The sequence below is a fragment of the Microbacterium sp. TPU 3598 genome (assembly GCF_002356155.1).
Lineage (GTDB): Bacteria > Actinomycetota > Actinomycetes > Actinomycetales > Microbacteriaceae > Microbacterium > Microbacterium maritypicum_A.
Map to the genome: position 1 here is coordinate 3,119,798 of NZ_AP017975.1, position 20,082 is coordinate 3,139,879.

At 68.7% G+C, this 20,082-nt stretch carries 19 protein-coding genes and 1 tRNA gene; 7 read left to right on the forward strand and 13 right to left on the reverse strand.

From position 1 onward, the window contains the following. The first annotated feature begins 28 nt into the window (after nucleotides 1-28). Both MST3598_RS14895 and MST3598_RS14900 read left to right on the forward strand, forming a co-directional pair. Nucleotides 29-1,039 (forward strand): type I glyceraldehyde-3-phosphate dehydrogenase, encoded by a 1,011-nt coding sequence (locus MST3598_RS14895; protein ID WP_096359616.1) that lies wholly within the window; start codon nucleotides 29-31, stop codon nucleotides 1,037-1,039. Further along, nucleotides 1,036-1,767, forward strand: coding sequence for a glutamine amidotransferase (locus MST3598_RS14900; protein ID WP_021201247.1), 732 nt, complete (start codon nucleotides 1,036-1,038; stop codon nucleotides 1,765-1,767). The genes MST3598_RS14895 and MST3598_RS14900 overlap by 4 nt, the downstream gene beginning before the upstream one ends. Before the next feature lie 98 nt (nucleotides 1,768-1,865). Here MST3598_RS14900 and MST3598_RS14905 read toward each other — a convergent pair whose 3' ends face one another. Next, nucleotides 1,866-2,411, reverse strand: coding sequence for a carboxymuconolactone decarboxylase family protein (locus MST3598_RS14905; protein ID WP_021201248.1), 546 nt, complete (start codon nucleotides 2,409-2,411; stop codon nucleotides 1,866-1,868). Between the two features lie 123 nt (nucleotides 2,412-2,534). Here MST3598_RS14905 and MST3598_RS14910 point away from each other — a divergent pair, with 123 nt between their 5' ends. Further along, nucleotides 2,535-3,386, forward strand: coding sequence for an AraC family transcriptional regulator (locus tag MST3598_RS14910; RefSeq protein ID WP_021201249.1), 852 nt, complete (start codon nucleotides 2,535-2,537; stop codon nucleotides 3,384-3,386). A gap of 35 nt (nucleotides 3,387-3,421) precedes the next feature. Here MST3598_RS14910 and MST3598_RS14915 read toward each other — a convergent pair whose 3' ends face one another. The 4 genes from MST3598_RS14915 to MST3598_RS14930 form a co-directional block, all read right to left on the reverse strand. After that, nucleotides 3,422-4,534, reverse strand: a complete 1,113-nt coding sequence (locus MST3598_RS14915) for a DegT/DnrJ/EryC1/StrS family aminotransferase (protein ID WP_029259940.1) — start codon at nucleotides 4,532-4,534, stop codon at nucleotides 3,422-3,424. 43 nt (nucleotides 4,535-4,577) lie between these two features. Beyond that, nucleotides 4,578-4,648, reverse strand: a tRNA-Cys gene (locus MST3598_RS14920). Nucleotides 4,649-4,661: 13 nt separating this feature from the next. After that, nucleotides 4,662-5,912, reverse strand: coding sequence for a pyridoxal phosphate-dependent aminotransferase (locus MST3598_RS14925; RefSeq protein ID WP_051671161.1), 1,251 nt, complete (start codon nucleotides 5,910-5,912; stop codon nucleotides 4,662-4,664). Beyond that, on the reverse strand, nucleotides 5,909-7,270 hold the full coding sequence (locus tag MST3598_RS14930) for an aminotransferase class I/II-fold pyridoxal phosphate-dependent enzyme (protein ID WP_051668103.1): 1,362 nt from the start codon (nucleotides 7,268-7,270) through the stop codon (nucleotides 5,909-5,911). The genes MST3598_RS14925 and MST3598_RS14930 overlap by 4 nt, the downstream gene beginning before the upstream one ends. Nucleotides 7,271-7,370: 100 nt before the next feature. On the opposite strand from MST3598_RS14930, the gene MST3598_RS14935 reads away from it, so the two are divergent. Continuing rightward, nucleotides 7,371-8,156, forward strand: a complete 786-nt coding sequence (locus tag MST3598_RS14935; protein ID WP_029259937.1) for a DNA/RNA non-specific endonuclease — start codon at nucleotides 7,371-7,373, stop codon at nucleotides 8,154-8,156. A 29-nt stretch (nucleotides 8,157-8,185) separates the two neighbouring features. After that, on the forward strand, nucleotides 8,186-8,920 hold the full coding sequence (locus tag MST3598_RS14940) for a hypothetical protein (RefSeq protein ID WP_051668106.1): 735 nt from the start codon (nucleotides 8,186-8,188) through the stop codon (nucleotides 8,918-8,920). On the opposite strand, the gene MST3598_RS14945 is transcribed toward MST3598_RS14940, so the two are convergent. From MST3598_RS14945 to MST3598_RS14960, 4 genes are all read right to left on the reverse strand, one after another. After that, a complete protein-coding gene (locus tag MST3598_RS14945) occupies nucleotides 8,884-9,972 on the reverse strand; it encodes an alkene reductase (protein WP_029259935.1) in 1,089 nt (362 codons plus the stop codon). The two genes, MST3598_RS14940 and MST3598_RS14945, sit on opposite strands and share 37 nt — an antisense overlap. A gap of 78 nt (nucleotides 9,973-10,050) precedes the next feature. Then, nucleotides 10,051-10,641, reverse strand: a complete 591-nt coding sequence (locus MST3598_RS14950; RefSeq protein ID WP_231924890.1) for a MarR family winged helix-turn-helix transcriptional regulator — start codon at nucleotides 10,639-10,641, stop codon at nucleotides 10,051-10,053. 54 nt (nucleotides 10,642-10,695) lie between these two features. Next, complete coding sequence (locus tag MST3598_RS14955) at nucleotides 10,696-11,190, reverse strand: MarR family winged helix-turn-helix transcriptional regulator (protein WP_021201257.1); 495 nt, start codon at nucleotides 11,188-11,190, stop codon at nucleotides 10,696-10,698. Further along, nucleotides 11,153-12,895 (reverse strand): MDR family MFS transporter, encoded by a 1,743-nt coding sequence (locus MST3598_RS14960; RefSeq protein WP_029267562.1) that lies wholly within the window; start codon nucleotides 12,893-12,895, stop codon nucleotides 11,153-11,155. The genes MST3598_RS14955 and MST3598_RS14960 overlap by 38 nt, the downstream gene beginning before the upstream one ends. 128 nt (nucleotides 12,896-13,023) lie before the next feature. Here MST3598_RS14960 and MST3598_RS14965 point away from each other — a divergent pair, with 128 nt between their 5' ends. Beyond that, nucleotides 13,024-13,914, forward strand: a complete 891-nt coding sequence (locus MST3598_RS14965) for an alpha/beta fold hydrolase (RefSeq protein WP_029259931.1) — start codon at nucleotides 13,024-13,026, stop codon at nucleotides 13,912-13,914. A gap of 13 nt (nucleotides 13,915-13,927) precedes the next feature. Here MST3598_RS14965 and MST3598_RS14970 read toward each other — a convergent pair whose 3' ends face one another. Beyond that, entirely contained in the window at nucleotides 13,928-14,689 is a 762-nt protein-coding gene (locus tag MST3598_RS14970; RefSeq protein ID WP_029259930.1) for a glycosyltransferase family 2 protein, read from the reverse strand. Nucleotides 14,690-14,814: 125 nt separating this feature from the next. Further along, nucleotides 14,815-16,623 (reverse strand): oleate hydratase, encoded by a 1,809-nt coding sequence (locus MST3598_RS14975; protein ID WP_036271713.1) that lies wholly within the window; start codon nucleotides 16,621-16,623, stop codon nucleotides 14,815-14,817. A 118-nt stretch (nucleotides 16,624-16,741) separates the two neighbouring features. On the opposite strand from MST3598_RS14975, the gene MST3598_RS14980 reads away from it, so the two are divergent. Beyond that, nucleotides 16,742-17,497, forward strand: coding sequence for a class I SAM-dependent methyltransferase (locus tag MST3598_RS14980; RefSeq protein WP_029259928.1), 756 nt, complete (start codon nucleotides 16,742-16,744; stop codon nucleotides 17,495-17,497). 31 nt (nucleotides 17,498-17,528) lie between these two features. Here the strand turns inward: MST3598_RS14980 and trpS are convergent, their stop codons facing one another. Both trpS and aspS read right to left on the reverse strand, forming a co-directional pair. Then, nucleotides 17,529-18,569, reverse strand: coding sequence for a tryptophan--tRNA ligase (trpS, locus tag MST3598_RS14985; protein WP_029259927.1), 1,041 nt, complete (start codon nucleotides 18,567-18,569; stop codon nucleotides 17,529-17,531). Between the two features lie 188 nt (nucleotides 18,570-18,757). Beyond that, nucleotides 18,758-20,059 (reverse strand): aspartate--tRNA(Asn) ligase, encoded by a 1,302-nt coding sequence (gene aspS / locus MST3598_RS14990; RefSeq protein WP_096359618.1) that lies wholly within the window; start codon nucleotides 20,057-20,059, stop codon nucleotides 18,758-18,760. Between the last annotated feature and the right edge of the window lie 23 nt (nucleotides 20,060-20,082).

A 20,082-nucleotide genomic window follows, 5' to 3' on the forward strand; every position in this document is an offset into this window, starting at 1 on the left:
GGGGGACCGCGCCACGGAGGGGACCACCATGCCAACGAGGATCGCCGTCAACGGGCTCGGCCGGATCGGCCGCAACCAGCTCCGCCTGCTGCTCGCCCGCCGCTCGGAGCTCGAGCTCGTCGCGGTGAACGATCCGCGCGGGCCCCGTGCTCTCGCCGAGCTGCTGCAGCGAGACGGTCACAGCGGTCCGTCGACCCGCGGCGTGCGGTTCGACGACAAGCACCTCTTCCTCAACGGCCACGCGATCCGCATGTTCACGGAGCGCGATCCGCTGCGGCTTCCGTGGGCGGCACTGGGGATCGACATCGTGATCGAGTCCACGGGGGCCGAGACCCGGTCCGAAGACGCGAGGAAGCATCTGACCGCAGGGGCCAGGAAGGTGATCATGACCGTTCCCACCGCGGGCGACGACGGCACGTTCATGCGCGGGGTCAACGAGCACACCTACGACCCGACCCGGCACCACGTCATCTCCAGCGCCTCCTGCACGACGAACTGCCTCGCCCCCGTGGCGAAGGTCTTCCATGAGGCTTTCGGCATCGACGCCGGCCTCATGACGACGATCCACGCCGACTCGGCAGACCTTCTCCTGCAGGACATCCCGCACTCCGATCCACGATCCGCCGGAGGGAAGGGCACGAAGATCTCCGCCGGCGACACCGGGGCGGCGCTGGCCATCGGACGCGTGATCCCCGAACTCGAGGGCCGTCTCGACGGCTTCGCCCTGCGCGTCCCGGCGATCAGCGGTTCCATCACGCATCTCACGGTCACCGCTTCCCGTCCGGTCACGGTCGACGAGGTCAGAGCCGCTTATGAGACCGCCGCCGACGGCCCGCTGAAGGGCATCCTGCGCTGCGCCGACGACGAGATCGCCATCGCCGACACCGTCATCGATCCGCATTCGTCGATCCTCGATGCCGGGCTGATCCGGGTGATCGGGTCGCAGGTGAAGATCTCCGCCTGGTACGACGACGAGTGGGGGTACTCGCACCGTCTCACCGAGCTCGCCGAATACGTCGCAGAAAGGCTGCCCGCATGACGAACGCCACCCCGTGGGAGCGCACCGCGCTCGCCTTCCGGCACGTGCACTTCGAAGACCTGGGAAACATCGAACCGCTCCTGCGCGAACGCGGGTATCGCGTGCAGTACGTCGACCTCGGGATCGAGGCCATCGACATCGAGCGGGTGGATGACGCCGATCTCCTGGTCGTCTTGGGGGGTCCGATCGGCGTGCACGACGCCGACGGCTATCCGATGCTGCATGCGTCGAAGGAGGCCGTCTCCCATCGACTCCGCTCCGGGCGGCCTCTGCTGGGGATCTGTCTCGGCGCGCAGCTGATCGCCGAGGCGCTGGGTGCCGAGGTGCGCCCGACAGGTGCGGTCGAGATCGGCTATGCACCGCTCGACCTCACCACGGAGGGCCTCGATTCGCCGTTGCGTCCGCTCGACGGCATGCCGGTGCTGCACTGGCACGGCGACGCCTTCACGATTCCCCCGAACGCCCGCCATCTCGCCTCTACGCCCGAGTTCCCGAACCAGGCTTTCAGCACGGACGCCGTGCTCGCCCTGCAGTTCCACCTCGAGGCCGACCACCGCACGATCGGTCGCTGGCTGATCGGCCACGCGCACGAGCTGCACCACAACGGCATCGATCCGCGCATCATCCGCGAGGATGCCAGAGCCTACGGACCGAAGCTCGAGAAGGCGGCTCGTTCCACCATCGCCGCCTGGTTGGATGCGGTCGAGAAGCCGACTTCCCCCGCCTGACGCCGCCGCCTACGAGGCGCGCAGCACACGCAGAAGCCGACCGTGCACGCAGAAGGGGCCGGGTCCGCACGGACCCGGCCCCTTCTGCGTGGCGGCGTTCAGCTCGCGCGACGCAGCGCCACGCTCGGGAAGTCGATCGGGACATCCAGAGCGATGTTCACGTAGTTCGTGAACAGATTCAGCGCGACCTGTGCGATCGTCTCGACGATCTGCTCGTCGGTCCAGCCCTGCGCGCGCACGGCGTCGACGTCCGCCGAGGACACCTGGCCGCGTTCCTCGACGAGCTTCAGCGCGAAGGCGAGCAGTGCCGCCGTGCGCGGGTCGTCGGACTCGCCGCTCTGCGCGGCGGTGAGCGTCTCGCGGCTGAGACCGGCCTTCTTGCCGAGGGCGGTGTGCGCTGCGAGGCAGTACTGGCACGAGTTCCGGTCGGCGACGGCGACGGCGATCTGCTCGCCGAGCGCCGCGCCGAGGGATCCTCCGCCGAAGGCACCGAATGCGCTCCACATGCTCGTGAGAGCAGCAGGAGAATTGGCGACGGCGCGGAACATGGCCGGCACGGCTCCGAAAGCGCCGGCGATCTGGTCGAGCTGCTCCTTGACGTTTCCGGTGGCGTTGTCGCGGTCGATGAGAGGGACGTTGGGCACGGGATGCTCCTTCGATGACGGGATGGGCCCGGATCCGGGCTCACTTCAGTCTTTCGAAACATATCGGACGATACGCACCAAAGAGTCTTGCTTTCATGACATATCGTCCACGATACTGAAGGTATGCCCGCCGTCGACCGCCTCTCTCCCCTGCTCGAACGCTTCCGCGTGCGGACCCGGCTGTTCCACAACGGCCCCCTCTGCGGAACGACGGTCTTTCCGGCGAGCGGCGGCCACGGCTTCCTGCACGTCCTGCGCCGCGGCGAGATGGAGGTGACGCACCGCCGTGCGGACGGCAGCTCAGAGCGCGAGGTCATCACCCGACCGAGCCTGCTGTTCTTCCCCCGCCCGATCGACCACTCCTTCCTCAACGCACCGACCGATGAATCCGACTTCGCCTGCGCGACGCTCGACTTCGACGGCGGCGCCACGCACCCGCTGGTGCGCACTCTGCCGTCGTCGATCGTCCTGCCGCTCGACGAGGTCGAGACGCTCAGCCCCGCACTCGACCTGATGTTCTCCGAGGTCGACAACGTGCGGTGCGGTCGCCCCCTGGTGGCGGATCGCATGTTCGAGGTCGTGCTCATCCAGTTGTTGCGGTGGATGCTCGATCACGCCGAACGACTCGACCTCCCGCCAGGCTTGATACCCGGCCTCGCCGACGAGCGGCTCGCCCCCGCACTGGTCGCGATGCACGAGGCCCCAGGAGAGTCCTGGAGCCTGGAGGCCCTCGCCCGCACCGCCACGATGTCGCGAAGCGCATTCGCCGCCCGCTTCAAAGAGGTGCTCGGGCGCTCCCCCGGCGACTATCTCACGGAGTGGCGGCTCACGATCGCCCAGGAGCAACTGCGCGCGGGCGTGTCCGTGAGCACCGTGGCGGCGGAACTGGGCTACGCCAGCTCATCGGCGTTCTCGCGGGTGTTCGCTCAGCGCATCGGGCACTCGCCTCGAGCGTGGCTGACGCTCGCCGCGTGATGATCGACCGTGACAGGTCCGTGTGACGGAACCGATCAGCGACCGGCCGCGAGCACCGCTCGGAGCCCATCGATCACCCGTTCGAGATCGGCGGACGAGAGTGAGGGATGAACCGGGATGGAGAGCACTTCCTGCGCTGCCCGCTCGGTCTCCGGCAACTCCGCTTCCGGGGCGAACCTCTGCAGGGACGGCAGCCGATGGTTCGGGATCGGGTAGTAGACGCCTGCGCCGACCCCATGCTCGTCCCGCAGGGCATCACGCACACGATCCCGCTCGCCGTCGGCGATGCGGACGGTGTACTGGTGGTAGACGTGCTCGGCTTCGGGAGCGACCGGAGGCACGGTGAGACCGGGGAGGCCGGCGAGCTCGGCATCCAGCAGGGCGGCGTTCCGCTGTCGCTGCCGCGTCCACTCTCCCACCTTGCGCAACTGCACACGCCCCACCGCAGCATGTACCTCGCTCATGCGGTTGTTGTACCCGACGATCTCGTTCGCGTACTGCGTCTCCATCCCCTGATTGCGCAGCAGGCGGACGGTCCTGGCGAGATCGTCCCGAGCACACGAGACGATGCCGCCCTCGATGGCGGTCATGTTCTTGGTGGGGTACAGGCTGAACATCCCGAACGCACCGATGGTTCCCGCCGGACGTCCGCGCCAGGCGGCTCCGTGCGCCTGCGCGGCATCCTCGTAGATGGCGAGTCCGTGCTCTGCCGCCAGCGCTTCGATGCCATCGACGAGGAAGGGGTGCCCGTACAGGTGCACGGGCATGATCCCCTTCGTCCTCGGGGTGATCGCCGCCCGCACCCGTTCGGGGTCGAGGGTGAAGTGCGCCGGCTCGATGTCGGCGAAGACCGGAGTCGCCCCAGCAAGGACGACGGAGTTGGCGACGGCCGCGAAGGTGAAGGAGGGGACGATCACCTCATCCCCCGGACCCACGCCTGCGGCGATGAGCCCGAGCAGCTGACCGCTCGTGCCGGAGTTGACGGCGACCGCCGTCCGTCCGTCGAGGAACTGCGCGGAGAACTCGGCTTCGAAGGCTGCGACTTCCGCCCCCTGGGCGAGCATGCCGCTGCGGAGCACGCGTTCGACGGCGGCGACCTCGTCATCGCCGATGATCGGCTTGGCGGCGGGAATGAATGCGCTGTCCATCGTGGAAGCCCTTCGTCGGCGGCGGCTCGCATGAGCCCGGTTGAGGTGGAGGCAGGAATCGAACCTGCGTGCACGGTCTTGCGGACCGCGACCTGGCCACTCGGTCACTCCACCGGGTCGGATGTGCTCAGCGTCCTGGCGGCGAGTACCCGTTCAGGAACGTTCCGAGCCGACGGAGCGCGTCGGTGAGCACTTCGGCCTCCGGAAGGAAAGCGATTCGGAGGTGGTCGGGCGTCTGCAGGTTGAAGGCCCTGCCGTGTACGAGGAGGATTCGCTCGGCGTCGAGGAAGTCGAGCACCAGCTGCTCGTCGTCTTCGATGCCGTGCACCTCGGGATCCAGTCGCGGGAAGAGGTAGAGCCCCCCACCCGCCGGCTGCGTATCGACCCCGGGAATCGCCTCGAGCGCTTCGAGGGCCGCATCCCGTTGCCGCGTCAGCCGGCCGCCGGGCGCCACCAGAGCGTCGAGCGAGTCGTCGTGGGTGAGGGCCGCGGTGATCGCGTGCTGGGCCGGCACCGACGCGCACATGCGCATCGAGGCGAGCAGACGCACCCCGGAGAGGAAGGGATCGTCGCGGTGGAACCCCGTCGTCGTCATCCATGCCGCACGGTAGCCCGCGACACGGTGGGTCTTGGACAGCCCGGCGAACGTGACGCACGGAACGTCGGGGGCGACCTGCGCCATGGACACATGCGCGTATCCCGGAAAGACGACCCGGTCGTAGATCTCGTCCGAGAGCAGCAGGAGGCCGTGGCGCCGCGCGAGCTCGGCGATCCGCTCGAGGACCGTACGCGTGTAGACCGCACCGGTCGGATTGTTCGGGTTGATCACCACGATGGCCGCGGTTCGCGGACCGATCGCCGCCTCCATCGCGGCGAGGTCGGGCGTCCATCCTTCGGCCTCGAGGCACGGATAGTGCACCGCTCGCCCTCCGGCCAGCACGGTCGACGCCGTCCATAAGGGGTAGTCAGGGCTCGGGATGAGCACTTCGTCGCCCGGCTCGAGCAGCGCCTGCAGCGTCAGCCCCACGAGCTCCGAGACGCCGTTCCCCACGGTGATGTCGTCGATCCCCAGTGCGGGAAATCCGGGGCGCAGCGCGTAATGCGCTCCGATCGCTTCGCGGGTCTCGGGAAGACCGGCCGACTCGGAGTAGCCGTGCGCCTGAGGCAACGCCGAGCGGAGAGCCTCGACGATGGCCGGCGGGGCGTCGAAGCCGAACGGGGCGGGGTTGCCGATGTTGAGACGGAGGATGGACTCTCCGCGCTTCTCCAATTCGGCCGCGCGCTCGGCAACCGGTCCGCGCAGGTCGTACAGGACGCCTTCCAACCGCGAGGAGCGTCCGATCCGATGATCGGCCCTCTCCGGCCGGGACGTGGTCACGCCTCCACCCCCGCCGCGCTCGAGCCCCCGGCGACCCCGACGAGGTCGTCGACGAGGCGCTGCATCTCCGCGTCGTCGAGCGTGTGCACGGTCAGGCGAAGCTGGGTGGAGCCCTGCGAGCTGCCGGGATCGAGCGCGAACTCGGAGCCGGGGCGCACGAGCCACCCGCGCGAAGCGAGGCGACGGCTGATCTCCGTCGCATCGTCGCGGACGTCGACCCACACGTTGAGCCCGCTGTCCGCCTGCGCATGCATCCCCTGTTCGACGAGCATCGACACGAAGAGGCGGTTGCGCCCCGCATAGTGCGCGCCCGCCTCGATGATGAGCTCCCGGGTCTCGTCATCGCGCAGCATCGTGGCGGCGAGCCGCTGCATCACATGGCTCACCCACATGGTTCCGGGGCTCAGGCGCAGCGCCAGACGCTGAGCGGTCACCCGATCGGATGCCGTCACCGCGAGGCGCATGTCGGGCCCGAGGAACTTCGACACCGAGCGGACCAGCGCCCACCGCTGCTGCGTGGGGGCGATGATGCTCTCGTAGGGCGTGGGTGCGAGCATCGAGAAATGGTCGTCTTCGATGACGAGCACGTGCGGATGATCGGCGAGGACCTCGCGGAGCTCTCGTGCGCGTGCAGGACTGGTGCCGACACCGGTCGGGTTGTGGGCACGCGGCGTGCAGACGATCGCGCGCGCGCCGCTCTCGAGGGCCGCACGCAGGCCGGCGACGGTCATCCCTTCGCGATCGACGGGGATGGTGACCGGCACGTATCCGGCGAGACGCGCGGTGTGGATGCTGGAGAGGAAGCACGGGTCTTCGAGCCCGACGCGGTCGCCCTGCACCAGGGTCTGGGCCAAGAGGCGCTCGACGGCATCGACCGCCCCGGCGGTGATCGACAGGCGGAACGGACGCGGATGGTCGGCCGCGATCCACTCGGTCGCCCATTCGGCGAGGTCGGCGTCGATGACGGACTCACCGTAGAGCACGTGGCCGGGCGTGACAGCGGCGAAGGCGGCTGCGAGGTCGGGAAGGTGGGCGGGATCGGGATTGCCGCTGCCGAGATCACGCAGCACCGAGCCGGGGGTGAATCCCTCGTCGGGGTTCTGCGCCGGCCCGAGCACCGTGGTTCCGGTGCGGCCACCCGTGGCGGCGATGCGCGCGGTGACCAGCGAACGATAGGCCGCCAGCACCGTGTTCCTGTTCACGCCGAGGCGAGCGGCGAGGGATCTGACCGACGGCAGCTGGTCTCCCGGAGCGTATGCGCCCCGCTCGACGAGGTCGCGCACGCTCTCGGAGATCTCCGCCGCGGTCGACCCGACGATGCCATCTTCGACGTCTTCGCGATCGGGTGCCTGGGCCATGGTTCGACCGTAGGCGATCTTTTGACCTATGTCAAAAGATCCGCATGGTCTGCTTCGACTTCGGGGTGCGCACGTCGGAGGCACCGGGCACGATGGGGGCATGACCGACGGCTACGAATCGGACTTCCTCGGGAAACGGCTCCCCCTCCCCTGTCCCGAACGCGAGATGCGTTCGCTCCCGTATCCGCGATTCACGGTGCTGCTCGACCCCGAGCGGCGTCTCGCGGCGGTCACGGCGGTGAACATCGACGGCGCCACGCTGCAGGACCTGCCGCGCACCGGCGACTGGCGACTCGACGACCGCCTCCCGGCCGACGAGCAGACGGGACCCGAGGTGTACACGCGGAACGACCTCGACCGCGGGCACCTCGTGCGGCGACGAGACCCGGGATGGGGACCGACGCAGACCGCGCGCGCCGCCAGCGAGGCGACCTTCTTCTATCCCAACGCTGCACCGCAGGCTGCGGGATTCAACCAGTCGAAGGAACTGTGGCTCGGCCTCGAAGACCACGTGCTCGCTTACGCCGAGAGCACCGATCAGCGCCTGTCGGTGTTCACCGCCCCGGTGCTCGCCGAGAGCGATCCTCCCTACCGAGGCATCCGCGTGCCCCTCCGCTTCTGGAAGGTCGCCGCGTGGCAGGGACCGGATGGCCTCGCCGCCGCGGGCTTCGTGCTCGATCAGTCCGACCTCGTCGACATGCGGGATGAGACGCTCGCCGTCCCCCCGCTCGGCGCCTTCCGCACGTTCCAGGTGCCGATCGCCGACATCGCCGCACTCACCGGCATCGACCTCGGAGCACTGGTCGAGGCGGACACGCTCCCGCGACCGGGAGCGCGGGAGTCCGGATGGCGGACTCTCGACACCGCGGGCGACATCGTGCTGTGATCCGGGAGCGATCGCGCCACACTGGACCGATGGAGTACAGCGGAGTGGTCCCGACCGATGCCCCCGACCCGAGCATCGAGTCCGATGCCCGATTGCAGAGCCTCCCCTTCCCGGTATTCGAGCTGAAGCCGCAGCGCGCTCTCACGCGACTCCCCGTGGCCGGCTTCATGGAGATCTCCGGCGCAGCGGGCCGCGACGAGGTTTCGGCATCGTTCAGCTACACGCTGTGGCGGCACCCCGACGACCATGCCGATCCCCGCAACGAGATCGAGCTGGACGAACCCACACGGCGCTCCCTCACGGAAGAGCCGCCCTGGGGTCGTCCGGCCTGGCTGATCGCGCAGGTGCAGGCCCTCCGGTACCCGATGCTGTGGGAGGCGGTGCGGACGACCTGGCATGCATCGCCCGGCCGGGAGGGGGCCTCTCTCGCCGAGCAGCTCGCCGCGCACACCGACCACATCCTGCGCAACCGCTTCCGCGGCGAGCTCGGCCTCTCGACCGACCCCCGTGCCGACGCCGACGGGACCGGGAAGACCACGGCCGCCTCGGCATCGGACGCCTCGGTCGAGGTCGACGGCGAGGAGCATCCCGCGCTGTGCGTCGACACCGACCCGTTCGTCTACAGCATCGGCTTCCGGGTCGACGAGCACGTCGTGTGCACCGCGGTGATCCCGCGGGACGCTCTCGCCCTCATCGACCTCGCCCTCACGCGCCTGTCGACGCCGCCTCAGACTCCGGCGCGCACCGACTCCAGCGACGGGTAGTCGCTGTATCCCTCGGCGGTCCGGCCGTAGAACAGTTCGGGACGCGGGTCGTTGAGCTCGGCTCCCTGGATCCAGCGCTCGACCAGGTCGGGATTCGCGATCACGGGACGACCGGCGGCGACGGCGTCCGCCCGTCCGTCGGCGACGAGCGACTCGGCCTCATCCTTGGTCGTCTCCGCCGCGAAGCCGGTGTTGACGATCAGGGGCGCACCCGCCGTGCGACGGATGTGCTGCACGAGCTCTCCGGCGGGGTCGGCGTTGAGCACGTCGATGAACGCGAGGCCGAGCGGCGCGAGACCCTCGGCGAGGGCCGTGTAGGTCGCGCGGACATCCGCATCGTCCTCCTCCAGCACACCCTGGATGTTGTGCTGCGGCGACAGGCGGATGCCGGTGCGGTCGGCTCCGACAGCACCGGCGACGGCCGCGGTGACCTCGATCGCGAAGCGCGCGCGGTTCTCGGGCGATCCGCCGTACGAGTCCTCGCGGATGTTCGACACCGGCGAGAGGAACTCGTGCACGAGGTACCCGTTCGCGCCGTGCACCTCGACACCGTCGAAGCCGGCGGCGATCGCGTTGCGGGCGGCCTGCGCGAACTGGTCGACGACCTCGGGGATCTCGTCGAGGGTGAGCGCATGAGCAACCGGCAGATCGGCCTTGCCCTCGGGCGTGCGCGTCTGCCCGGGTGCCGCGAGCGCACTCGGACCGACGACTCGCGCCTCGCCCGAGATGGCGGGGTGCCCCACACGGCCACCGTGCATCAGCTGCATGACGATCGTTCCCCCCGCGTCATGGACGGCTGCGGTGATCGGCTTCCACCCCTCGATCTGCCCGGGCGTCACGATGCCCGGCTGCCCGGGGTACGACTTGCCTTCGGCGACCGGCCACGTGCCCTCGGAGATGATGAGCCCCTGCCCCGCACGCTGCCGGTAGTACTCCTCCATCGTCGCGGTCGGGACACCGTCGTCATCCGCACGGGTGCGGGTGAGAGGCGCCATGACGACGCGGTTGGACAGCTGCAGGGCGCCGAAGACGGCGGGCTCGTAGAGATTCACAGTGGGAGGTAAGGCGCGAGGGGATCAGCATATTCCCGGTCGGCGTTTCGCTCCGCCGGACGAGGTCGGTCGTCTCCCTCAGCCGCCGAGGCCGGCGAGCAGATCGGCGAAGTGGTCGAGATCGGCCGCGGTCCAGTTGCGCAGCCGCTCGCCGATGCGCCCCTCATAGCGCGAACGGGCGAGCGCCACCCGCTCCTGCGCCAGGTCGGTCGCCACGAGCACACGGGCCCTGCGGTCTTGCGGGTCCGGCACACTCTCCACGAGTCCGAGCTGTTCGAGCTGTCGCACCTGGCGGCTCACCGCCGACTTGTCGGTCTGCAGCCGTTCGATGATCGCTCCGGCCGAGGTCGCCTTTCCCGTCGCGATGGAGGTCAGCACCTGATAGCCGAGGGGCTGCAGATCGGGATGCACGGTCGCTGCGGCCTCACGCCAGCCGATGCGGATCCGCGCGAAGAGTCGACCCAGTTCCTGCTCGACCCTGGTGACGGCCTGGTCGAGGTCGGCGTCGCCCAGCAGGTCGGTCGCGGCAGCGGATGCACGGGTCTCGCCAGGGGCCCCCGCGGCATCATCGGCGGCATCATCGGCGGCATCATCGGCGGCATCATCGGCGGCATCATCGGCGGCATCATCGGCGGCATCATCGGCAGGGGCGTCGGAGGAGGCGCTCATGCTCGCCAGTGTACGGCGAAGCCCCGCCGTCGATCGTGACGGCGGGGCTTCGGGTCAGACCTCGGCCAGCAGCCGGAAGGCCTTTGACGCCGCCCGGATCTCTTCGGGAGTCAGCTCATCGATCACGGCCTGGAGACGGGTGCCGTAGTCGCGGCGGACCGCGGCGAGCGCATCACAGGCCGTGGCGGTCACGCTCAGCACCCGCAGCCGACCGTCGCGCTCGTCGGGGCGGGACTCGAGGAGACCGAGCTCTTCCAGCATCCGCACCTGACGGCTGATGACCGACTTGTCCATCTCGAACCGCTCGGCGATCTCGTGCGCGTTGGCCGTTCCCGCCCTGTCGATGAAGGTCAGCAGTTTGTAGCCGGCCACCTGCAGCTCCGGGTGGACCCGGGCTGCGGATTCCTTCCACAGCGACCGGGTCCTCGCGAAGATGAGGTTCAGATGCGCCTGGAGGTCACCGAGCGCACTGTCGACATCCGACGCCGCGACCCCTGCCGAGGCCATGACCTCAGCGCTCCCCGTCCCGGTCTTCGCGGGCAACGTCATCACGGGCACGATCGTCGCGCTCGAGAACGCGGACCGCACCGGTCGCGGGGGCGCTGCCGGCACCCTCGATCCGGATGGTTCCGGTGGAGAGCGAGGCTCCGACCTCGGCCTCGGAGACCTCGATCACCGATTCCTCAGCCTGCTCGAGCATCTGCTCGGCGGCGTTCTTGGTCGACAGCGGCTTGTTCTTGATGAACGCGATCGCGATGATCGCGATCACCGCGAGCGGGATCGCGATGATGAAGGAATCGGCGATGCCGTGGCCGTATGCTCCTTCGACGATCGTGCGGATCGTGTCGGGCAGCTGACCGACCTTGGGGACGTCACCCGAGGCGAGGTGCTTGAGCGCGTCGATCTCGGCGGGTGTCGACGGGACGAAGCCGTCGAGCGCATCGGTGATGTAGTTCGCGACGCTGGTGGACAGCAGCGAACCCATCACGGTGACGCCGATGGTGCCGGCGATCGTGCGGAAGAAGTTCACGTTCGACGAGGCGGCGCCCAGCTGCTGCGGAGCAGTGTCGTTCTGCACGATCAGCGTGAGGTTCTGCATGACCATGCCGAGGCCGGCGCCGAGCACGAACATGTAGACGGCGACGAGCGGGAACGGGGTGTCGTAGCGGAGCGTGGCCATCAGGCTGACGCCGGCGGTCGCGAGGACCGACCCGGTCAGCATCCAGCCCTTCCACTTGCCGAAGCGGCTCACGAGCTGGCCGATGATGATCGACGCCCCCATCTGGCCGATGATCATCGGGATGGTCATGAGGCCGGACTCGGTGGGCGTGGCGCCACGGGCGAGCTGGAAGTACTGCGCGAGGAACACCGACGTCGCGAACATCGAGACGCCGATCGCGATCGAGGCGATGACCGACAGGGTGAAGGTGCGGTTGCGGAACAGCGACATCGGGACGATCGGTTCCTTGACGAAGAACTCGACCGTGATGAACGCGGCGATCGCGACCGCGGCGGTGACGATCAGCATGATGCTCGTCGAGGAGTCCCAGTCGAACTGGTTGCCGCCCATCGAGACCCAGATCAGGAGGGTCGAGACGCCGACCGCGAGGAGCACGATGCCGAAGTAGTCGATCGAGACCTTGGTGTCGCGCTGGGGCTTCGGCAGGTGCAGGGTGAACTGCAGGAGCACCAGGGCGAGGATCGCGAACGGCACGCCGACGAAGAAGTTGGAGCGCCAGCCCCACACGTCGGTGAGGAGTCCGCCGAGCAGCGGGCCGCCGATGGTGCCGAGGGCCATGATGCCGCCGACGACGCCCATGTACTTGCCGCGCTCACGCGGGGAGATGATGAGGGCCACGGCGATCATGACGAGCGACATCAGGCCGCCGACGCCGATGCCCTGGATGACGCGGACCGCGATGAGCATGTTCGTGTCGGTCGAGAAGCCGGCGATCACGGTGCCGACCGTGAAGAGGATGAGGGAGATCTGGACGAGCACCTTGCGGTCGACGAGGTCGGCGAGCTTGCCCCAGATCGGGGTCGAGACGGCGGTGGCCAGAAGGCTCGCGGTGATGACCCAGGTGTACTGGGACTGCGTGCCGCCGAGGTCGGCGATGATGACCGGCATCGAGGTCGACACCACGGTGCCCGAGAGCACGGCGACGAACATGCCGACGACGAGTCCGGAGATCGCGGTGAAGACCTCGCGAGCCGACCGGGTCGTCTCGGGGGGTGCGGATGGGGTGTGTGTCACGGGGTAACGCTCCTGCGTAGAAAGTTGATCGAGGTCAACCATACGCCTTTAGTTGCCAAAGCGCAACTAAAGGCGTATGTGCTCGCGTCGTGCTTCTGCTCGGCGGAACCGAGCGGTACCGTGTCAGCGTGTCGACTGATTCCAGGAGCGGACGGGCGCCCGGCGCCCCGGCCTCTCTCGACGCGGCCATCGGGGACGTCGACTGGACCGTGCCTCCCGCCGGATCGACGAGATCGTGGTTCCGCGCCCCCAGCGGCGAGTTGTCCGTGATCTCGCTGGGCGCACCCGAGCGTCCGCGCGTGGTCCTGGTGCCCGGGGCCACCGGCTCCAAAGAAGACTTCGCCCTGATGCTGCCGCTGCTGGCCGAGGCGGGGTACTTCGTGCAGTCGTTCGACCTCGCCGGGCAGTACGAGTCGCACGCGGCCGGCGCAGACTCCGCCTACACGTACGAGCTGTTCATCGCCGACCTGGTCGCATTCCTCGACGCGGGCGCGCCGGCGCATCTGCTCGGGTACTCGTTCGCCGGCACCGTCGCACAGCTGGTCGCCGTCCGTCGCCCCGACCTCGTGCTCTCCCTCACGCTCCTGACCACTCCTCCCGGTTCCGGCAACGTGTTCGCGAGCATGAAGTGGCTGGGACCCCTCGCCCCGATCGCGAGTCCTCGTCGCGGCGCCGGCCTCATGATCTGGGGGATCGTGACGAACAAGAACCGGGTGCCCCCACGGCGCCTCGAGTTCGTCCGCTCGCGGTTCGCGCTCACGAGCAGACGCAGCGTCGATGAGATCGTCGGCCTGATGATGGCCGCTCCCGATCTGCGCAGCCGCGTGCGGGGATTGCCGATGCCCAAGCTCGTCGTCGCGGGATCGCACGACCTGTGGCCGCTCGCCGCCCACGAACGGTATGCACGCGAGATCGGCGCGGAGTTCCGGGCGTACCCGACGGGACACAGCCCGAGCGAGACCACACCGCACCAGCTGACCGCCGACCTGCTCGATCTCTACACGCGGGCTCGCGACTGACCCGCCTCCGGCGTCACCGACCGGCTGCGGACCTATCGGCCTCGCGCCGAGCCCGGCGCCGCTGATGCAGAGGCTCCGGCGACAGATGCAACCGCACCGTGGGCAGCACGTAGCTCAACCGCCGTCGCAGAGACGCCCAGTCCTGGAACGGTCGCGCCGACACCTCGACCACGAGGCCCCGATCGCGCAGCACCGTCATCTCCGGACGCACATGGAACGACAGGTCGAAGTCGTCGTGGATGTTCGTCGCCTCCCGATGCACCTCTCCGCTCAGCACCCGCCAGACGGAGGCACGCATCGCCATGTTCGATCCATAGAGGGGTGCGTGCCCGAGGACCGGAGTCATCGAGGCGTACATGCCGCCGATGTACAGATGCGTCCCCATCCAACGCACCAGAGGCGTCGAACCGTAGAAGCGCGGTTCGCCGGTGACGAAGTCGACGTCGGGGCGGTCGCGGAAGGTGCGCTCGATCCGCTCCACCCAATCCGGCCCCGGGCGGGAATCGGCGTCGAGCCGGGCGATGATGTCGCTCGTCGCCGCGTCGTAACCGGCCGCCGATGCGCGCGGGATGCCCGGGACCGGCTCGGTGACGACCCGTGCCCCGAACCCCTCGGCGACGGCGACCGTGTCGTCGCTGCTGCCGTTGTCGACGATGACGATCTCATCGGCGATCCGGGTCTGATGCTCGAGCGCCCGCAGACACACCTCCAGCAGGCGGGCGTCGTTCCGTACCGGGATCACCACGGAGACGGAACGAGAGAAGGCGGTCGTCATCGTCCCCCCATTGTGCGCGTAGCCGACCGTTTCGGCCGTGTGCCCCGCCCTCACCCGAAACTGCGTCGTGCAGAAGCTACTCCGCGGCGGGGAAGTGAGGTCGCGTCCCACTCCCCCGCAGCCGGTCACTCGATGGCGTCGTCCGCTCGCTCGCGCCTGGTCGTGCTTCCGTGCGCCGGGATCAGACCGAAGTCGGTGAGGAGCTCGCCCATCTGGGTGTTGTCGAGCTTGTCGAGAAGCTTGCCCTTCACGAAGTTCGGCCCGGGGATGTGCACGGCCTCGCCGTCGCGCAACCGCGCGGTCGCCTTCAGCAGGTAGCGGATGTCGTAGGTGGAGTTGAACACCTCCGGCACACCGCGCTCGATGTCGAGCAGCTGATAGGTCGCCTCCATCGCGGTGCGCACCGAATACTCGGTCGTGAAGATGGTGTCGCGGGTGGTCTCGGCGAACTGACCGAGGAAGGCGAAGTTCACGCTGCCCTCCGGCACCACCTGCGGGCGGTCGCCGGCCTTGCGCGGCAGGAAGAACGACGTGACGTACGGCATCATCACCGGCACCGTCTTCGCGGCGGATGCGGCGAGCTCGGGAATGTCCGCGACGGGAACCCCGAGGTGATACAGCCACTCCTGCGCGATCTCCTCGCCCGTGCAGTCCTGCATCGGCTTCTTGATGAAGTCGCCCGGCGTCTCGACGAACAGCCCGTACACCCACACCACGATCTCGTTGGGCTTCTGCGCCTTGAAATGCGGCTGCCGGTTCACGGTCCAGCTCATCAGCCACGACGAGTCCTTCGCCGTGACGATGCCACCGGTGACGACCTTCCCCGAGAAGGGGTCGCGCTGCGCGATCTTCTCGATGTACGCGGGGATGCGCTCGTCGATCGTGGTGACCGTCGCCGACTCCCACTTCGTCTTGTCGATGTCGTTGCAGAACACCTCGGGGCGCCCGAAGTCGGGCGACTTCGCGGCGACCTTCTTCCAGAAGTCCCACGCGGGGGCGGAACCGTCGAGGAGCCGGGGCGCCGTGTTCTGATCGCCGTTGTCGGAGTTCTCCGTCAGCGACCCGATCGTCATGAGGCACAGATCGTCCGGTCCGAGGTCCACGCCACCGGGCTCGCCATCCACGATCCAGTCGATGCGCGTCGCCTGCTTGCGCCCGTCCGTGAGGTCGAAGTGCACGTCGGTGACGGTGTGATGGAAGCGGAACCGCACCCCGTGGTCGTCGAGGTACTTCCGCATCGGCAGCACGAGCGATTCGTACTGGTTGTACTTCGTGAACTTGAGCGCCGACAAGTCGGGGAGACCGCCGATGTGGTGCATGAAACGGTGGAGGTACAGCTTCATCTCCAGGGCGGAGTGCCACTCCTCGAAGGCGAACATCGTGCGCCAATAGAGCCAGAAGTTGCTCGCGAGGAACTCCTCGCCGAACACCTCATCGATGCGCTTGCCCTCCATCTGCTCCCGCGTGGCGAGGATCACATCGATGATGTCCTTCTGCGCCTTGTCGGAGAGCGTGAACAGCTTGTTGGTGTGGGCGTCCTGCCCCTGCTTCTCCGTCACCCGGCACAGGGACGAGTTCGGGTCGTCCTTGTTCAGCCAGTAGAACTCGTCGAGCACGCTGGCGCCGTCGATCTCGAGCGATGGCACCGAGCGGAACAGATCCCACAGACACTCCATGTGGTCCTCGAGCTCGCGCCCGCCGCGGATCACGAATCCCTTCTCCGGATACTTGATGCCGTCGAGCGCTCCACCGGGAAGACCCAGCTCCTCGAGGATCGTGATCCGCTCGCCGGCGATCTGGCCATCGCGGATCATGAAGATCGCCGCCGCCATCGCGGCGAGGCCGCCCCCGACCAGCCACACGGTCTTGTCGTCCGCCCCTTCGGGTTTGCGGGGCCGCGCGAAGGCCTCGTAGTTTCCGTTGCTCCGATACATGTCGATCTTCCTTCCCGCCCATCGGTCGATTCGCGTCCAGTAGACCGCAGGAGCGCGAGGAACGGAAGGCGGGCCGGGGCATCTCACCCGTAGTAGACCGGGCTGGGAGAATCGACCCATGACGGATTCCTTCGAGGCGCTGATCGAGGCCGGCGACACCGCTGACGTCACCGGGTGGGACTTCGCCTGGCTGGATGGCCGAGCGACCGAGGAGAGGCCGCCGTGGGGCTACGCCCGCCTGCTGTCCGACCGTCTCGGCACCGCTTCGGCGTCGCTCGACATCCAGACCGGGGGCGGCGAGGTGCTCGCCGAAGCGGCGTCTTTCCCGCCAGCGGCCGTGGCGACCGAGTCGTGGCCCCCGAACGTGCGTCGCGCGACGCAGCTGCTGCACCCCCGCGGCGTGGTGGTCGTCGCCGACCCCGACGAGCCTCCACTGCCCTTCGCCGACGAGGCCTTCGACCTGGTGACCAGCAGGCACCCCGCGACGATCTGGTGGTCGGAGATCGCACGGGTGCTGACGCACGACGGCACCTATTTCGCGCAGCACGTGGGGCCGGCGAGCGCGTTCGAGCTGATCGAGTTCTTCCTGGGCCCGCAGCCCGAGGCACGCCGCGGACGCCACCAGGATGATGAGGTCGCCGCCGCGGAGGCTGCCGGGCTCGAGATCGTGGACCTGCGCACCGCGCGCCTGCGCATCGAGATCCACGACGTCGCCGCCGCTGTCTATCTCCTGCGCAAGGTGATCTGGTGGGTGCCGGGATTCACCGTGGAGAACAGCCGCGACCGACTGCGCGACCTCCACGACCTGATCCAGCAGGACGGTCCGTTCATCGCGCACTCGACCCGTCACCTCATCGAAGCGCGCCGCCCCTAGCGAGCGCCACCGCCGCGGCAGGCATGCGCACTCAGTACACGGTCCCCATCGCCTCCCGCACCTCGTCGAGGGTCGCGTCGGCGATGCCACGGGCACGCTCGTTCCCCCGGCGGAGCACGGAGCGTACGAGGTCGGGATCAGCGGCGAAAGCTCGGCGGCGCTCCCGCAGGGGAGCGAGGAACTCGTTCACAGCGGTGGCGGCGAGCGACTTCAACGCGCTGCTGCCGCCGTCGCCGATGCGATCCGCCAGCTCCTCGGGAGAGACGTCCAGGCACAGAGCGGCCGTCGTCAGAAGCGCCGAGATGCCGGGGCGATGCTGCGGGTCGAAGGTGATCCGCCGATCCTGATCGGTCCGTGTGCGACGGATCGCCGCGACGGTCTCGTCCGGTGTCATCGACAGCGCGATCGCGTTGCCGTAGCTCTTCGACATCTTCCGGCCGTCGAGCCCCGGCACCTCCGGGGTCGCGGTGATCAGCGCCTCCGGAACCGGGAAGATCGCGCCGTACCGGTCGTTGAACCGCCGAGCGATCACCCGCGTCATCTCCACATGCGGCAGGTTGTCCTTCCCCACCGGCACGAGGTTGCCCTTGCAGAAGAGGATGTCGGCGGCCTGATGCACCGGGTAGGTCAGCAGCAGCCCGCTGAGCGCCCGCCCCGACGCCTCGAGCTCCGATTTGACCGTCGGGTTCCGGTGCAGCTCCGCCTCGGTGACGAGGCTGAGGAACGGCAGCAGCAGCTGGTTCAGCGCCGGAACCGACGAGTGGGTGAAGATCGTCGTCCGCTGCGGGTCGATCCCCGCGGCGAGGTAGTCGAGGACCGCACCGTACACGTTGTCGCGCACGTGCGCCGTCGTGTCGCGATCGGTGATGACCTGGTAGTCGGCGAGCACGAGGAACGTCTCGACCCCGGCATCCTGCAGCCGCACGCGCTCCCGGATGGTGCCGAAGAAATGTCCGAGGTGGAGCGCCCCAGTCGGGCGCTCCCCCGTGAGCACGCGGAACCTTTCCGGGTGCCGGGCCACGGCGTCGGCGACCTCCGTCGATCGCTGCGCGGTCGCGGTGAACGAATCCATCTGTCTCTCCCTGCGTCGGGAGCCGCACGGAGTTCTCGGGTGCTGTCACGAACTGCCGCGCAGCCCGTGATCTTGCTTCAACCGGCTGCTATCGCAGCCACCACCATGCGGAGAGGTTGAAGTTCATGGAACAGATGCTATCGCGCACCGCGACCCAAGGAGTCACGACGGATGCCGACGCCGACCGCTCACGGGGTGAGCCGGTGCAGATCGCGTGGGAAGAGCGTCACCTCACGGATGTTCGACGCCTCGATGAGCCGCGACACCCAGCGCTCCAGCCCGATCGCGAAACCGCCATGCGGCGGCATCCCGTGGGCGAAGGCCGAGAGGTACGCGGAGTAGGCGTCGGGCGATTCACCCCGCGCCTCGATGGCCGCGACGTACTCGGAGTGACGGTGCAGGCGTTGCCCGCCGGTCACGAGCTCGAGGCCACGGAAGATCAGGTCGAAGCTGTTGCTCCACCGCGGGTCGTCCGGCTGGGAGTGCGTGTAGAAGGGCCGCTTGCGCATCGGATACCCCTCCACGGCGAGCACGTCGCTGCCGTACCGCTCCTTCGCCCATTCGCCGAGAGCGCGCTCGTGCGCGGGAGCCAGGTCGGGCTCGTCGTCCGGGGCGCCGACCCGCCGCAGCGCGTCCTGGAAGTGGATCACCGGGATCTCGTCGGGGATCGTCGGAAGAGCGAGACCGAGGCGCTCGACGGCCTCCGCGCTCTCGGTGCGGATGCCGTCGATCATGCCGAGCAGGACCCGATGCAGCAGCGCGAGCACATCGCGATGGTCGCGGATGAAGCCCAGCTCGGCGTCGAGCGACACGTATTCGGCGAGGTGCCTCACCGTGTCGTGCGGCTCGGCTCGGAACACAGGCCCCGTCTCGTAGACGCGCTCGAAGACGCCGACCAGCTGCTGCTTGAAGAACTGCGGACTCTGCGCGAGGTAGGCGGTGGTGCCGAAGTAGTCGACGGGGAACACGTTGGCCCCCGACTCCGTGACGGAGTCGACGAGCTTGGGCGTCTGGATCTCGGTGAATCCCTCGGCGTCGAGCGTGTGACGGAATGCGCGCATGCTCGCCGCCGCCAGCTCCCACTTGGCACGCTGGGCAGGATGCCGCCAGGTCACGGCCGCATGGTCGAGCACGGTCGGAAGCGCGGCGTCGAGTGTGGGACGCCACAGCTCGACGACCGGGGTGCGCGCGGGCTCCGAGAGCAGGGTGATGTCGGGAGCGGTCACCTCGATGCCGCCGGGGGCATGCGCGTTCGCCGTGGCCGTACCTTCGATGCGCACGACCGTCTCCTCACCCGGCAGGCCGCCCTCCGGCAGCTGTTCGGGCCGGAACACGATCTGCGCGAGTCCGGTGCGGTCGCGCAGGATAAGGAACGACACGGTGGCGAGTTCCCTGCGCCGATGCACGTGTCCCATGAGGGTGATGCGCGCGCCAGGGGGCGTGAACGGAAGCCGGGCGGCGAGAGTGCGAGCGGGGTCGGATGACGACATGATTCCTCCAGGTGGCGAAAGCC

What these genes read in the sequence shown, in the direction of transcription:
- MST3598_RS14935 (WP_029259937.1), top strand. Translation starts at nt 7,371, where the DNA reads ATGACCGACGGCTACGAATCGGACTTCCTCGGGAAACGGCTCCCCCTC.
- MST3598_RS14915 (WP_029259940.1), bottom strand. Translation starts at nt 4,534, where the DNA reads ATGGACAGCGCATTCATTCCCGCCGCCAAGCCGATCATCGGCGATGAC.
- MST3598_RS14975 (WP_036271713.1), bottom strand. Translation starts at nt 16,623, where the DNA reads ATGTATCGGAGCAACGGAAACTACGAGGCCTTCGCGCGGCCCCGCAAA.
- MST3598_RS14955 (WP_021201257.1), bottom strand. Translation starts at nt 11,190, where the DNA reads ATGACGTTGCCCGCGAAGACCGGGACGGGGAGCGCTGAGGTCATGGCC.
- MST3598_RS14950 (WP_231924890.1), bottom strand. Translation starts at nt 10,641, where the DNA reads ATGAGCGCCTCCTCCGACGCCCCTGCCGATGATGCCGCCGATGATGCC.
- MST3598_RS14895 (WP_096359616.1), top strand. Translation starts at nt 29, where the DNA reads ATGCCAACGAGGATCGCCGTCAACGGGCTCGGCCGGATCGGCCGCAAC.
- MST3598_RS14980 (WP_029259928.1), top strand. Translation starts at nt 16,742, where the DNA reads ATGACGGATTCCTTCGAGGCGCTGATCGAGGCCGGCGACACCGCTGAC.
- aspS (WP_096359618.1), bottom strand. Translation starts at nt 20,059, where the DNA reads ATGTCGTCATCCGACCCCGCTCGCACTCTCGCCGCCCGGCTTCCGTTC.
- MST3598_RS14900 (WP_021201247.1), top strand. Translation starts at nt 1,036, where the DNA reads ATGACGAACGCCACCCCGTGGGAGCGCACCGCGCTCGCCTTCCGGCAC.
- MST3598_RS14910 (WP_021201249.1), top strand. Translation starts at nt 2,535, where the DNA reads ATGCCCGCCGTCGACCGCCTCTCTCCCCTGCTCGAACGCTTCCGCGTG.
- MST3598_RS14970 (WP_029259930.1), bottom strand. Translation starts at nt 14,689, where the DNA reads ATGACGACCGCCTTCTCTCGTTCCGTCTCCGTGGTGATCCCGGTACGG.
- MST3598_RS14940 (WP_051668106.1), top strand. Translation starts at nt 8,186, where the DNA reads ATGGAGTACAGCGGAGTGGTCCCGACCGATGCCCCCGACCCGAGCATC.
- MST3598_RS14930 (WP_051668103.1), bottom strand. Translation starts at nt 7,270, where the DNA reads ATGGCCCAGGCACCCGATCGCGAAGACGTCGAAGATGGCATCGTCGGG.
- trpS (WP_029259927.1), bottom strand. Translation starts at nt 18,569, where the DNA reads ATGGATTCGTTCACCGCGACCGCGCAGCGATCGACGGAGGTCGCCGAC.